The sequence below is a fragment of the Kribbella sp. NPDC051936 genome, from assembly GCF_040680955.1.
GTDB lineage: Bacteria > Actinomycetota > Actinomycetes > Propionibacteriales > Kribbellaceae > Kribbella.
The window spans coordinates 84,036-96,958 of the sequence record NZ_JBFAXS010000008.1; the positions used below are offsets into that span (position 1 = coordinate 84,036).

At 69.5% G+C, this 12,923-nt stretch carries 14 protein-coding genes; 4 read left to right on the top strand and 10 right to left on the bottom strand.

Annotated elements, in window-relative coordinates:
• Positions 1-106 precede the first annotated feature (106 nt).
• The gene (locus AB0L64_RS27850) at positions 107-1,735 is read left to right on the top strand and encodes an amino acid permease (protein WP_363714687.1); all 1,629 of its coding nucleotides are present in this window, start codon (positions 107-109) and stop codon (positions 1,733-1,735) included.
• A gap of 664 nt (positions 1,736-2,399) precedes the next feature.
• Here the strand turns inward: AB0L64_RS27850 and AB0L64_RS27855 are convergent.
• Complete coding sequence (locus tag AB0L64_RS27855; RefSeq protein WP_363714689.1) at positions 2,400-2,786, bottom strand: hypothetical protein; 387 nt, start codon at positions 2,784-2,786, stop codon at positions 2,400-2,402.
• A 215-nt stretch (positions 2,787-3,001) separates the two neighbouring features.
• Here AB0L64_RS27855 and AB0L64_RS27860 point away from each other — a divergent pair, with 215 nt between their 5' ends.
• The 3 genes from AB0L64_RS27860 (at position 3,002) to AB0L64_RS27870 (ending at position 5,184) form a co-directional block, all read left to right on the top strand.
• Positions 3,002-3,859 carry an alcohol dehydrogenase catalytic domain-containing protein gene (locus AB0L64_RS27860; RefSeq protein WP_363714691.1) on the top strand — a complete coding sequence of 286 codons (858 nt, stop codon included), beginning with the start codon at positions 3,002-3,004 and terminating at the stop codon, positions 3,857-3,859.
• A 165-nt stretch (positions 3,860-4,024) separates the two neighbouring features.
• Positions 4,025-4,357: a metalloregulator ArsR/SmtB family transcription factor gene (locus AB0L64_RS27865; RefSeq protein WP_355699274.1), complete on the top strand. Its 333-nt coding sequence runs from the start codon at positions 4,025-4,027 to the stop codon at positions 4,355-4,357.
• 2 nt (positions 4,358-4,359) lie between these two features.
• Positions 4,360-5,184 (top strand): SRPBCC family protein, encoded by an 825-nt coding sequence (locus tag AB0L64_RS27870; RefSeq protein WP_363714693.1) that lies wholly within the window; start codon positions 4,360-4,362, stop codon positions 5,182-5,184.
• An 81-nt stretch (positions 5,185-5,265) separates the two neighbouring features.
• Here AB0L64_RS27870 and dprA read toward each other — a convergent pair whose 3' ends face one another.
• From dprA to trmD, 9 genes are all read right to left on the bottom strand, one after another.
• Positions 5,266-6,369, bottom strand: coding sequence for a DNA-processing protein DprA (dprA, locus tag AB0L64_RS27875; RefSeq protein ID WP_363714695.1), 1,104 nt, complete (start codon positions 6,367-6,369; stop codon positions 5,266-5,268).
• Positions 6,370-6,548: 179 nt separating this feature from the next.
• Positions 6,549-8,126: a YifB family Mg chelatase-like AAA ATPase gene (locus AB0L64_RS27880; protein WP_359930805.1), complete on the bottom strand. Its 1,578-nt coding sequence runs from the start codon at positions 8,124-8,126 to the stop codon at positions 6,549-6,551.
• Positions 8,126-8,482 (bottom strand): YraN family protein, encoded by a 357-nt coding sequence (locus tag AB0L64_RS27885; RefSeq protein ID WP_363714697.1) that lies wholly within the window; start codon positions 8,480-8,482, stop codon positions 8,126-8,128. Before AB0L64_RS27885 ends, AB0L64_RS27880 begins: the two co-directional genes overlap by 1 nt.
• Before the next feature lie 85 nt (positions 8,483-8,567).
• Positions 8,568-8,891 carry a DUF2469 domain-containing protein gene (locus AB0L64_RS27890; protein WP_012922325.1) on the bottom strand — a complete coding sequence of 108 codons (324 nt, stop codon included), beginning with the start codon at positions 8,889-8,891 and terminating at the stop codon, positions 8,568-8,570.
• Positions 8,888-9,586 (bottom strand): ribonuclease HII, encoded by a 699-nt coding sequence (locus AB0L64_RS27895; RefSeq protein WP_359930797.1) that lies wholly within the window; start codon positions 9,584-9,586, stop codon positions 8,888-8,890. Before AB0L64_RS27895 ends, AB0L64_RS27890 begins: the two co-directional genes overlap by 4 nt.
• Before the next feature lie 51 nt (positions 9,587-9,637).
• Entirely contained in the window at positions 9,638-10,402 is a 765-nt protein-coding gene (lepB, locus tag AB0L64_RS27900) for a signal peptidase I (RefSeq protein WP_355699268.1), read from the bottom strand.
• The gene (lepB, locus tag AB0L64_RS27905) at positions 10,399-11,028 is read right to left on the bottom strand and encodes a signal peptidase I (protein ID WP_363714700.1); all 630 of its coding nucleotides are present in this window, start codon (positions 11,026-11,028) and stop codon (positions 10,399-10,401) included. Before lepB (AB0L64_RS27905) ends, lepB (AB0L64_RS27900) begins: the two co-directional genes overlap by 4 nt.
• Before the next feature lie 145 nt (positions 11,029-11,173).
• Positions 11,174-11,533 carry a 50S ribosomal protein L19 gene (gene rplS, locus AB0L64_RS27910; RefSeq protein WP_360170428.1) on the bottom strand — a complete coding sequence of 120 codons (360 nt, stop codon included), beginning with the start codon at positions 11,531-11,533 and terminating at the stop codon, positions 11,174-11,176.
• Between the two features lie 193 nt (positions 11,534-11,726).
• Entirely contained in the window at positions 11,727-12,923 is a 1,197-nt protein-coding gene (gene trmD / locus AB0L64_RS27915; RefSeq protein ID WP_363714702.1) for a tRNA (guanosine(37)-N1)-methyltransferase TrmD, read from the bottom strand.

Sequence of the window (12,923 nt, forward strand, 5' to 3'; positions counted from 1 at the left end):
CGCAAGCCACCGCGCGGACGCCGAGCAGAGGAGGTCTGGTCGATAGCCCAACGGTCGACTACTGTTCGGCCCGATTGCCCTAGTAGCAACGGAGGCACCCCTGACCATGGCCCCCTCAGCGAACGGACAGACCGTAGGCCGGCGCCTGCCGGTCGAGTCGGCGTTCACTCGAGTCGAGGATGCGCGGCACCGTCTGCCGCGCCTGTTCGGTCGTCGCGACCTGGTCGTACTCGGCCTGGGCGTGATGATCGGCTCCGGCATCTTCAGCATCAGCGGCGTCCAGGCGGCGAATGTCGCCGGACCGGCAGTGATCCTGTCGTTCGTCATCGCCGCGATCGTCTGTGTGCTGGCCGCGGCCTGTTACGCCGAGCTGTCGTCCACGATCCCGGTTTCCGGTAGCGCTTATACGTTCAGCTATGTCACCTTCGGCGAGGCGTGGGCGTGGCTGGTCGGCTGGGCGCTGGTCCTCGAGCTCGTCACCGCGGCGGCGATCGTCGCCCGCGTCTGGTCGGCGTATTTCCTGGCCACCCTGGACGGGTTCGGCGTGACGCTGCCCGAAGGTGTGGCGCAGTTCTTCGGCCCCGAGGCCAAGGTGAACCTCGTCGCCCCGCTGCTGCTGCTGATCCTCACCGCGCTGATCGTGACCGGCACCAAGCTGTCGGCCCGGGTGCTGACTGTCGTCGTGATCGCCAAGGTCGCGGTGATCCTGCTGGTGGTGATCGTCGGTGCCGCGCACATCAACATGGACAACTACCACCCGTTCGTCCCGCCGGCCCGGGCAGCGCCCGCGACCGCGAGTCCGACGTTGCTGGGCTGGATCCTGGACTCGTCGTTCGGTTCGTTCGGGACGATGGGTATCTTCACCGCCGCGAGCACGATCGTGTTCGCCTACATCGGCTTCGACCTGATCGCGACCGCGTCCGAGGACGCCCGCAGCCCGCGCAAGACCGTTCCGCAGGGCATGCTGCTCGGCGTCGGCGCGGTGACGATCCTCTACATCGCGATGGCCGTCGTCCTGGTCGGCATGCGCCCGTACGGCAAGCTCGGCGGCGGCGCACCCGTGTCCGAGGCCTTGGCCGCGGTCGGGGTCGGATGGGCCGCGAAGGTGGTCAACCTGGGCGCCTTGCTCGCGTTGATGACGGTCATCATGGTGGTCCTCATCGCGCAGAGCCGCGTCCTGTTCAACATGGGCCGCGACGGCCTGCTCCCGAAGAGCCTCGGCCGGGTCAGCCGGGTCTACTCCTCCCCCGCCCGCGCCGCAACGGCCGCCGGCATCGCCGCACTGGCCCTCACGCTCTACCCGAAGGTCCTGGAGCTCGAGGAGCTGCTGGTCATCGGAGCCCTGTTCTGCTTCGCGTTCTGCGCGATCGGCGTCCTCACCCTGCGCCGCTCCGAGCCCAACCTGGAGCGCGGCTTCCGGGTGCCGATGGTCCCGCTGATCCCCCTCCTGTCGCTGGCCGCCACGCTGTGGCTGATGCTCAACCTGAAGATCAGCACCTGGACCAAGTTCGGCGTCTGGATGGTCATCGGCATCGCGATCTACGGCCTGTACGGCCGCTGGCACAGCCGCCTCGCCAACGAGGACAGCTGGGACTTCGACCTCGGCGACACCGACCCCGGAACCGGCGGCTTCCAAGCCATCCGCGACCACGACCGCCCCACCGAACTCCGAGCCATCCGCACCCCACCCGAAGCACCCCAAAAACCCACCCGCGGCAAACACATGCGCAACTAACCACCCACCAACAGCCACGCATCCGCAGACAATCGGACCGACGCGCCAACCGGTGACCGCGCTGGCCGTAGGCGGCCACGGCACAACCCCGGCCAGACCAAGCCACCGCCCAACCTGCCACGCCAGAAGCGCCCGGCGGTCATAGAAGAACCGCCAATCCTCACGCGCACCTTGACCGGAGGAGGGGGTCGGCGCCCCGCCCGGCCACCGTCCCACCTCGCCCACCTTTCGCCGGGCGACGCCCCACCTCGCCCCACACCCAGGCCTCGCCCCATACCCAGGCCTCGTCGCGCACCTTCACGGCCACGGTCTGCCCGGCCACCGCCCCGCCTGGCCACAGCCCGGCTGTACGTCGGCCGACCCCGCCCTTTAGCCCCGGACGCTGCTGCTCGCCCCGGCCGCCGACGTGCACCGCCGCTTCGCGGGCTGCTCGCTGCGCCCGAATGCACCGCCCAAGATCTGGAAAGGGCGCGCAGCGTCCAGGTACTGGGAAAGGCGCGCACCGCACGCCCCTGGAAGAGCGCGCACTGCCCACGCCCCAGGAAGGACACGCACCGCCGAGGCTCCGGGAAGGACACGCACCGCCCAGGCTCCGGGAAGAGCGCGCACCGCTCACGCCCCGGATAGGGCGCGCAGCGCCCAGGATCTGGGAAGAGCGCAGCGGTCAGGGTTTGGGGATGGCGCGCAGGGCGATCTCCACCGTGGCGTACAGGCTTGCCCGGTCAGCACCGGCGGCGGCGTGGACCGCGTTTCCCTCGCTCACGGTCATCACGTAGCGCGCGAGGTCAACCGGGTTGGTGTCGGCGGGCAGGTCGCCCGCGTCGACCGCGCGGGCCAGGCGCTCGGCCAACTGCTGCTCGCCGGCCAGGCGGCTCGCGGCCAAGAACTGCGCCACCTGACCGTTGTCGCTCCCGCCGGCCAGGCCGCCCTGGATCGACAGACAGCCGGCGGGCCGGCCGGGCTGTGTCAGTGCATCTGCGTTCGCCTTCAAGAACCTCTCGACGGTCGCGTACGCGGTCGGCTCCGCGAGCGCCTCCCGGGCGTACGCCATGTCGTGCTCCGCGTAGCGCGCAACGGCCCGACGGAACACCTTGTGTTCGGCCGGAGGCGGTCTGCTGTCGAACTGCGGGCGGCGGTTGGCTTGGTAGGTCGTCCGCTGCCGTCGCCGCAGGAAGGGCAGTTAGGTCCGCTGCTGGCCGGGTTGAGCCAAGAATGCACATTTGAACGATTTGTCACCAAGGAGAGAGCATGTCGAACGCAGTTGTGTTGACCGACTTCGGGGCGCCCGAGGTGTTGCGTTGGCAGGAGGTTGCCCCGCCTGAGCCAGGTCCGGGGCAGGTACGTCTGAAGGTGGCTGCGGCGGGTGTCGGTCCCACCGACCTGGCGATCCGCTCCGGCCATCTGCGGGCATTCGGAGCAGCGCCGGGCGGCGTACTTGGCTTCGAGGCGGCGGGCACCGTGGACATGGTCGGGCCTGGCGTCACCGGGGTAGCGGTGGGCGACGAGATTGCCGCGCAACTGCTGAGCCTGGGCGGTTATGCCGAGCTCGCGATCGCCGAGATCTGGACCGCCAAGCCGGCGGGCGTGTCGTGGGAGGACGCCGCCGCGTTGCCCGCGTCGGCCGAGGCGGCTGTCCGGGTACTCGATGACGTCCGGCTGGAACGCGGGCAGACGCTCCTGCTGTTCGGCGGCGGAGGATCGGTCGGCACCATCGCGACCCAGTTGGCGGTGGCCCGGGGCGCTCGGGTGCTCAGCGTGGTCCGTGGCCACGACGAGCGGCTGGTCAGCGAACTGGGCGCCGAGCCGGTGAAGCTCGGCGATACGGTACGAGCCGACGCGGCGGTCGATGCGGCCGGAACGGGGGTGCTTCGACAAGCTCTGGCCACGGTCGGCGATCCGGGACGGGTGGTCAGCCTCTCCGATCCGCAGGCGGCCGATTTCGGCGTACGACTGTCCGGTCCGCGCCCGGAAGCGGCGACGGCCGCGCTCGCCGAGACCATGCAGATGCTCGCGGCCGGACGGCTACGGCTTCGGGCACAGCGGACCTTGCCGCTTCCCGAAGCCGCCGAGGCCCACCGTCAGCTCGAGGCCGCCACGCGGGAGAAGCTGATCCTCATCCCGTGAGATCGGCTCCGGATCGGTGCAGAGAGCCTGGCACGAAGGCGCGGATCGCAGCTACTGACCGGGGTCGGGTCCTCGAGGCCGACCGCGGCCAGCAGGGTGGAGCGAGCAGGTCCGATACTCGTACATGCCATTGTGGTTATATAGCTGTACGAGTATGTTGAATTCGTGGGCGCACCTTTTGAAGTTCTGGCTGAGCCGCGGCGGCGGCAGATTCTGGAGTTGCTGCGGCGGCGGCCGCACCTGGTCGGGGAGTTGACCGATGAGCTCGGGCTCAGCCAGCCCGGGGTGTCGAAGCATCTGCGGGCGCTCCGTGAGGCCGGGCTGGTGGACGTCCGGGTAGATGCGCAGCGGCGGTGGTACGAGCTGAGGCTCGGGCCGTTGCGCGAGCTCGACGCCTGGCTGCATCCGTACCGGCTGCTGTGGGATCGCGCACTGGACGACCTCGAAGACCACCTGGACACGATGCCGGACACCGGTCCGGCGGAAACGGAAGGCTGACGATGGCGAACGAGACCCTGCGAACGATCGAAGGTCGCTCGGTACTGCGGATGGAGCGCCGGCTCCGGCATTCGGCCGAGAAGGTGTGGCGGGCCCTGACCGAGCCAGAGCAACTGGCTCGTTGGTTCCCGGCCTCGGTCAACCTGCAGCCGCGCATCGGCAGCACCGTCGAGTACCTGATGGACGGTGAGCCGGCAGGCGGCGGTGAGGTACTCGAGTTCGATCCGCCGCGCGTGTTCGCGATCACCTGGAACGGCGAGGTGCTGAGGTGGGAGCTCCTTCCGGCCGATAGTGGTTGCTTGCTCGTGATGAGCCACACCTTCGACGACCGTTTCGGTGCGGCGAGCTTCGCTTCCGGGTGGACGCTCTGCCTGGACGGGATGGAGATGATCCTGGACGGCAAGTCGATCGACGTCGAGCCGGACACCGGTTCGCTGCACGACCGCTTCGTGGAGTTGCTCGGGCTGAATCAGGGCTCGGCCGAGCAGACCGCGGACGGCTGGGGCGTCCGGTTCGAACGGCAGCTGACACGCCCGGCCGAAGTCGTCTGGTCGCAGCTGCCCAGCGAGGGCACCGTCATCGAACGGTCTGAGCCGAAGGTTCTGGAGTACGAACCGTCCGGCGGCGGCAGGGTCCGCTGGGAGCTGACGCAGGGCACTGGTCACGGCGCCCGCTTGATCCTCACCCAGTCCGGTCTGAGCGGTCCGGATGAAGCGCTGACGATGTGGCGTCACCGCCTCGACGAGCTTGCAGCTGACCTCCTCAGCACTCCGCCCGCGCAGAGGAACGACGGCCCCAGCGAGGGTGGCGCTGCAGATACCCGGTGACCACTACGGTCACCGGTCGCCCCGATTAGCCAACGCGCTGACCAGATTCAGCATGAGTCGGATCCGACGTCGGGCCTTGAGCTAACAGCCGCGCGGCGGGGTGGGGGTCAGGTGCCAGCCAGTGGCGGTTTGGGTTATGAGGGTCAAGGTGGTGAGGGTTTCCAGGCACTGTTGGGTTGTGGGGACGTCGAGGCCTGCGGTGGTGGCTATGCGGTGGGTGGGGGCGGGAGTGTGGACGGGGACGGCGCCCAGGGTGCGTTGGAGGTCGGGATCGAGGGTGTCGGTGAGAGTTTGGGGGGCTCGGGGCGGTTGGGTCAGGTTGGTGCCGAGGGGAGAGATCGCCTCGATGATGTCGGCGACGTTGGTGGCGAGGACGGCGTTGCGTTCGCGGACGAGGAGGTGGCTGCCGGCGGACATGCGGGACGTGATCGGGCCGGGGACGGCGAGGACCGGGCGCCCGCATTGGTCGGCCCAGCCGGCGGTGTTGAGGGCGCCGCTGCGGACGGCGGCTTCGATGACGACGGTGCCTTCGGTGATGGCGGCGATCAGCCGGTTGCGAGCGAGGAAGCGGAGCTTGGTCGGGGCGCAGCCGGGTGGGAGTTCGGCGACGATCAAGCCTTTCTCGGCGATCCGGCTGAAGAGGGCGGAGTTGCGTCTCGGGTAGCTGACGTCGACGCCGCAGGCGAGCACCGAGATCGTGACGCCGTCGGCGGCGAGGGCTCCGCGGTGGGCTGCTGCGTCGATGCCGAAGGCGCCGCCGGAGACGATGGTGACGCCGTTGTCGGCGAGGCCGCAGGAGAGCTCGGCGGCCACGTGTTCGCCGTACGACGAGCAGGCGCGGGCGCCGACGACCGCGACGGAGCTGGTCAGGGCGCGGCGGAGGTTCGCGCGGCCGCGGACCCAGAGGCCGAACGGCACTCCGGCGCGGCGGGTCAGTTGGCCGGCTTCTTCGAGTACGTCGACCTGCTCCGGCCACTCGTCATCGCCGGGGATCACGAATCGCGCGCCGGCGGCTGCGGCTCGATCGAGATCGCGGTGCGGGTTCGCCGCGGCCAGTCGGGTCGACCAGCGCTCCAGGCCGGGCGCATTGCGCTGGAGGCGGTCCCAAATCTCCACCGGGTGCAGGCCGTCGAACGCCTTCAACGCGGCGAGGTCTCCCGGCTCGAGCACCCGCGACAAGCCCACGCGGGCCAGCCGCTCGTCATCTCCGTTGCCGCCAGCAACTAGCTCCGAGCCGCCGGTTCCTTGGCCGGATCCGGAGCCTTCGGGTCCGGGCGAGGAACCGCTGTGAGGCATTCGCGTGCCCGCTCCCCCGGCACCACCGGGAGCGGCGAGCGATTCAGGCGACAGGGCGTAGGTCGGCGTCATTGAGTGGGTCCTTTGAGGGGGCGGTGGTCGGAGAGGGGCGTCAGCGGCTCGCCGGAGCGGAGTTGGAAGGCTTCGTGCGTTTGCTCGACGGTGGGGGCGGGGAGGCCGGCGAGGTCGGCGAGGGTCCAGGTGAGGCGGACGACGCGGTCGAAGCCTCGGGCTGTGAGGCGGCCGGCGGTGTAGTGGTCTTCGAGGAGGCGTTGGCTGGCCTTGTCCAGCGGGTGATCGCGGCGCAGGACGGGACCGGGGATCTCGCTGTTCAGAGTCCAGGCGGTGTCGCGGTAGCGGTGGAGCTGGCGGTCGCGGGCGGCCTGCACGCGGGCGGCTACGGTCGCGGTCGACTCCGGGGGCTCGCCGTCGGCGACGGTGCGGGCGGCCGGCAGGATCTGGCGCTGGATGTCGAGCCGATCCTTGATCGGGCCACTGATGCGCTGCCGGTAACGCGCGAGGTGCTGCGGCGAACAGCTGCAGATGCCCTCCCTGGTGCCGGAGAGACCGCACGGACACGGGTTGGCGGCCAGGACCAGCATGAAGCGGGCAGGGAACTTGGCGACGGCCACGGCCCGGTGGATCTCGACGAAGCCGGACTCGAGTGGCTGCCGGAGCGTGTCGAGGGTCAGCGGGTGCATCTCGGGCGCTTCGTCGATGAACAGGACGCCGCGGTGCGCGCAGCTGATGGCGCCTGGCCTCAGCATGCCTGAGCCGCCGCCGACCAGGCTGGCCAGGGACGCGGTGTGGTGTGGTGCGATGAACGGCGGACGGAGGACCAACTCGGCATCGTTCGTGAGGAGGCCGGCCAGAGAATGCACGGCGGAGACCTCGAGGGAGTCGTCGGTGCTGAGGTCGGGCATCAGTCCCGCGAGGCGCTCGGCGAGCATCGTCTTGCCGGAGCCCGGTGGGCCGTGCAGGAACAGATGATGGCCGCCCGCGGCCGCGGCTTCGATCGCCCGGCGGCCTTCGCGCTGGCCGATGACGTCGTCGAGATCGACACCCGGGACCCGGATCAGTGACTCCGAGACCAGGCGCGGCTCGGCGCGCGGCGGGGCCTCGTCGGGGATCTCGGTGCCGCGGAGCAGGGCGAGGACCTGGCGCAGCGAGCGAGCGCCGTACACCTCGATGCCGGGGACGAGGCGGGCCTCGCCGACGTTGAGGTCCGGGACGACGATGCGGTCGAAGCCGGCCCGCGCGGCGGCGAGGGTCATCGCGAGGGCGCCGCGGACCTCGCGGATCCGGCCGTCGAGGCCGAGCTCGCCGATGATCGCTGTCCGGCGGAGCACGGCCGGATCGACCGCACCAGCCGCGGTGAGGAGCGACAACGCGATGGCGACGTCGTAGTGGGATCCGGTCTTGGGCAGCGTGGCGGGTGAGAGGCCGATGGTCACCTTGCGGTCCGGGAATCGCTCGCCGCTGTTCACCACGGCGGCGCGGACGCGGTCGCGGGCCTCGGACAGCGACGTGTCGGGGAGACCGATGAGCGTCGTCTTCGGCAGGCCCTGGGCGATATCGGCCTCGACCTCGACGAGGTGGCCCTCCAGGCCGACCAGGGCGACCGACCAGGTCTGTGCGAGGGCCATCAGCTCGCTCCCCGCACGTGGTCCACGCTGGGTGGCGTGGTGCGGTCGAACAGGACCGAGATGATGTCGATCCGGATCTCAGCCGGTCTGAGCTCATGCGTCTGCAGCCAGCGGCCGGCCAGCTTCCGGAGAGTGGCCAGCTTCCGGTAGGTGATGGACTCCGCCGGAGAGCCGTAGTTCAGCCCGCGCCGGGTCTTCACCTCGCAGACGACGAGGGTGTCGCCTTCGCGCGCGACGATGTCGATCTCGCCGAGCTCGCAGCGCCAGTTGCGCTCGAGCACGGCGAAACCGTGCGTGCTGAGATATCTCGCGGCGAGATCTTCGCCGTACCGTCCGACGGTGTTGCTGGTCCGCATCGATGACCACCTCCGGCAGAGAAGATGCCGGGATCAGGCCTCGGAAACGGACGTCACTTTCCGCCTGTGGACAACCGCCGACCGGTCAGCGACCGAAGTCGGAGTCCTTGGGGACCTCCAGGTCGGACTTGGCGAGTTCTTCGATGTTGACGTCGCGGAAGGTGACGACCTTCGCGTTCTTGACGAAGCGGGCGGAACGGTACACGTCCCAGACCCACGCGTCGGCCATCGTCACTTCGAAGTACACGTCGCCGCCCTCGGTGCGGACCTTCAGGTCGACGGCGTTGCACAGGTAGAAGCGCCGTTCGGTCTCCACGACATACTTGAAGATCCCGACGACGTCCTTGTACTCCCGATAGAGCTGCAGCTCCATATCGGTCTCGTACTTCTCAAGGTCGTCAGCACTCATCGGCTCTCCACTCCGGTGGGACTGGTCACATTCTGTCCCATAACGGGCTTCAGACTGCGGCGGACATTCTCAAACCGGCGTCGATGTTGCGGGCACGGACCGTATTCGTCCAGTGCGGCCTGGTGTTCGGGGGTGCAGTACCCCTTGTGGATCCCGAACCCGTACTGCGGGTACACCTTGTCCCAGTGCTCCATCACGCGGTCCCGGGTCACCTTCGCGATCACTGACGCGGCAGCGATACAGGCCGCCACGCGGTCGCCCTTCCAGATCGCCAGCCCCGGGACGTCGAGGCCGTCGACGCCGAACCCGTCCGTCAGCACGTACGACGGCCGGACGTCCAGGCGGAACAGGGCCCGGCGCAGCGCCTCCACGTTCGCGACGTGCATGCCGAGCCGGTCGCACTCCGCGGCCTCGATCGACACCACCGACCAGGCCAGAGCCCGCTTGCGGACCTCGTCGTAGCACCGCTCCCGCGCCTTCGCGGTGAGCAGCTTCGAGTCCGCGAGCTCCGGGATCTGGCCGCGCTTGCCTTCGGGCAGGATCACCGCCGCGGCCACCAAGGGCCCGGCGCACGGCCCGCGACCCGCCTCGTCGACGCCGGCGATCGGGTCCAGCCCGACGCGGCGCAGGGCCCGCTCGTACCCGTACAGCCCGGCGTCCCGCCGGACCGTGCTCCCGCGCGGCAGCGCGCTCATCCAGCCCTCCGAATCACACATCCCACCCTTGGCACCAGAGCCGGCAGCGGCTCACTTAGGCGGCGGTGTGAGGGATATCGAGGGCTTGTCCGGCGCCGGCCCGGCGGCCGGCACCGCCTTGAACGTGTCCGGTACGCCGAGTTTGCCCCAGCGGCTCGACGGCCAGACGATCATGATCGCCCGCCCGGTGACCTTGTCGAGCGGCACGAACGCCGCGTCGCCCTGGTTGCTGCCGTTCGCGTCGAGGTCCTGCAGGTGGACGCGGGAGTCCCCGGAGGCGGAGCGGTGGTCGCCCATCACGAAGATCCGGCCGGCCGGGACGGTGACCTGGAACTCCATCTGGGACGGGGCGTCGCCCGGGTACAGATAACTGGTCTCGTCGAGCGGCTGGCCGTTCACCAGCAGCCGGCCCTTGGAGTCGCAGCAGGCGACCTTGTCGCCGGGCATGCCGATCAGGCGCTTGATCAGGTGGCCGTGGCTGGAGTCCGGCAGCAGACCCACGATCTCGAAGAACCGGCCGACCGAGCCGCGCTTCTGGCCGCTCTCCTCGGCGCCGAGCCAGCCGCCCGGGTCCTCGAACACGACCACGTCGCCGCGCTTCACGTCGGTGAGCTTCTCGACCACGACCCGGTCACCGACCAGCAGGGTGTTCTCCATCGACTCGCTCGGGATGATGAACATCTGCCCGACGAACGCCCGCAGGATCGAGGAGACGATCAGGGCACCGACCACGATCAGCACGAACTCGCGGGCAGCGGCCGCGAAGCCCGAGCGATGAGCGGGTTTGGCGTCCGACTTGGTCGGTGTATCGGTCACTTCTTCAGCCCCGGCTTCTTGAAGGTTTCCGGAGGACGCAGCATCGTCATCCGGTCAGACGGCCAGATTACGCAACAGGCCCGGCCAACCACGTTCTCGACCGGCACGAAGCCCCCTCCGGGGCCGCCCATGTGCGCACGGGAGTCGGCCGACTCGGCCCGGTTGTCGCCCATCACCCACAGATGGCCGGCCGGCACCAGCACGTTGAACGGCATTTCCGACGGCTTGGCGTCCTTCAAAAGGTACTCCCGCTCGTCCAGCGGGATGCCGTTCACGGTGATCTGGCCGTCCTTGTTGCAGCAGACCACCCGGTCGCCGCCGATGCCGATCACCCGCTTCACCAGGTGTCCCTCGCCGCTGCGCGGCAGGATGCCGACGAACTCACCGATCCGGCGCACCGCGCCCGGCTGCGCCTGTTCCTCGTTCAGCCAGTTGCCCGGGTCCTTGAAGACGATGATGTCGCCGCGGTCGACGTCCCGGTGCAGATAGCTGATCTTCTCGGCGAGGATCCGGTCGTCCTTGGTCAGCGTGTCGTACATCGACTCCGACGGGACGTAGAACGCCTCCGCGACGAACAGCCGCAGCACCACGGTGATGACGAGCGCGAGCACCGTGACGGTGCTCATCTCGACGAGCAGGCTGAGCAGCGGATTCCGCTGCTTCAGCCTGCGGTGACGTCCTTTGCTGCGACGTGCCCTCTTCGAGACCGGGCGAGGGCGAGCGCGAGTCGCAGTGCTCGGCGCCATAGGTGACCGTCGTCGCTACGCGGCGTCAGGAAGCCGGAACTTCGCGCTTCTCCTTGATCTTCGCCGCCTTGCCGCGCAGCTCGCGCAGGTAGTACAGCTTGGCGCGGCGGACGTCGCCGCGGGTGACGACCTCGATCTTCTCGACGATCGGGGTGTGCAGCGGGAAGGTCCGCTCGACGCCGACGCCGAAGCTGACCTTGCGGACCGTGAAGGTCTCCTGCAGGCCACCACCCTGGCGGCGGATCACGACACCCTGGAAGACCTGCACGCGGGACCGGTTGCCCTCGACGACCTTGACGTGCACCTTGACGGTGTCACCGGCGCGGAAGGCGGGGATGTCGTCGCGCTTGCTCGCGTTGTCGAGCTCGTTCAGGACGTTGCTCATCAGGTGTCTCTTTCTCGCGCGTGCCACAGGTCACCCACGAATGTCGGTGGTGATGAAGTCATCAAAAGGCTGCCGGTCGGTGGTCACCCCCTGTGGCAGGAGCACCGAAGGGCAGCAGCAGACAATCTTGCCATACGCCCCACACGGTGACGAAATCCGCGGTCGTCGCGTGCGCACCGTGAGCAGCCGGACGTCACTTACGGCGACGCCGCTTGCCGAGCCGCACCAGGTCGACCTTCGGTGTCTGCGCCTCCCGGCTGATCTCCCGGTAGCCCGCCTTCCGGTAGAGCTCCAGATTGCGCTCGCTCAGCGCACCGGTGTTCAGCGTGTACGAGGTGACCTCGGCGGGAGCCAATTGCTCGGCGGCGCGCAGCAGCCGGGCGCCTAGGCCACGCCCCTGCCAGTCCGGAGCCACGATCAGGCGCTCGATCTGCCCCTCGGAGCCGTCGACGAGGAGTTGGACCGAGCCGACGATGCGGGTGCCCGCGACAGCCTTGAGGACGGTCCCGCGCTCGAGACGCGCTGCCGTGGCGGCAGGGTCGTCGGTCAGCGGCGGAATCGTGTAGTCGTCGTACAGCCGCGCCTCGGACAGGAAGGCGGCCAGCTGCAACACGTGGATCTCGCCCGCATCGGCCGCGGTGGCCGGCAGGAGGCGGACCCCGCTGGTGTCGTCCTTGTCCGCCAGCACGTCGCCCCAAGCCGCGAGCAGATCCGGCCGGCGTTCCGCAGTACGCCGTACCGCTTCCTCGTGGTGCCAGTCGGCGATCAGGCCGTGGTTCCCGGACAGCAGCACCTCAGGTACGTCGTACCCGCGCCAGCTCGGCGGCTTCGTGTAGACCGGGTACTCGAGCAGGCCGTCGCCCGAGTGCGACTCTTCCGCCAGCGAATCCGGGTTGCCGATCACACCGGGCAGCAGACGCGCCACGGCCTCGACCATGACGAGTACGGCGACCTCGCCGCCGTTCAGGACGTAGTCGCCGATGGAGACCTCGTCGACGCGCATCCGCTCCGCCGCGTACGACGCCACGCGCGCGTCGATGCCCTCGTACCGACCGCACGCGAACGCGAGCCACGGCTCGGCCGCCAGCTCATAGGCCAGCGACTGCGTGAACGGACGCCCGGCCGGGGTCGGCACGATCAGCCGCGGCTGCGCCGGACCGTCGGCGGGCGCGACCGCGTCCAGCGCCTGGCCCCACGGCTCCGGCTTCATCACCATCCCCGCTCCCCCGCCGTACGGAGTGTCGTCGACGGTGCGGTGGCGGTCGTGCGTCCACTCGCGCAGATCGTGCAGGTGGATGTCCAGCAGACCGCTCTTGGCTGCCTTCCCGACCAGGGACACGTCCAGCGCGGCCAGGTACTCGGGGAAGATCGTGACGACGTCCAGCCGCAT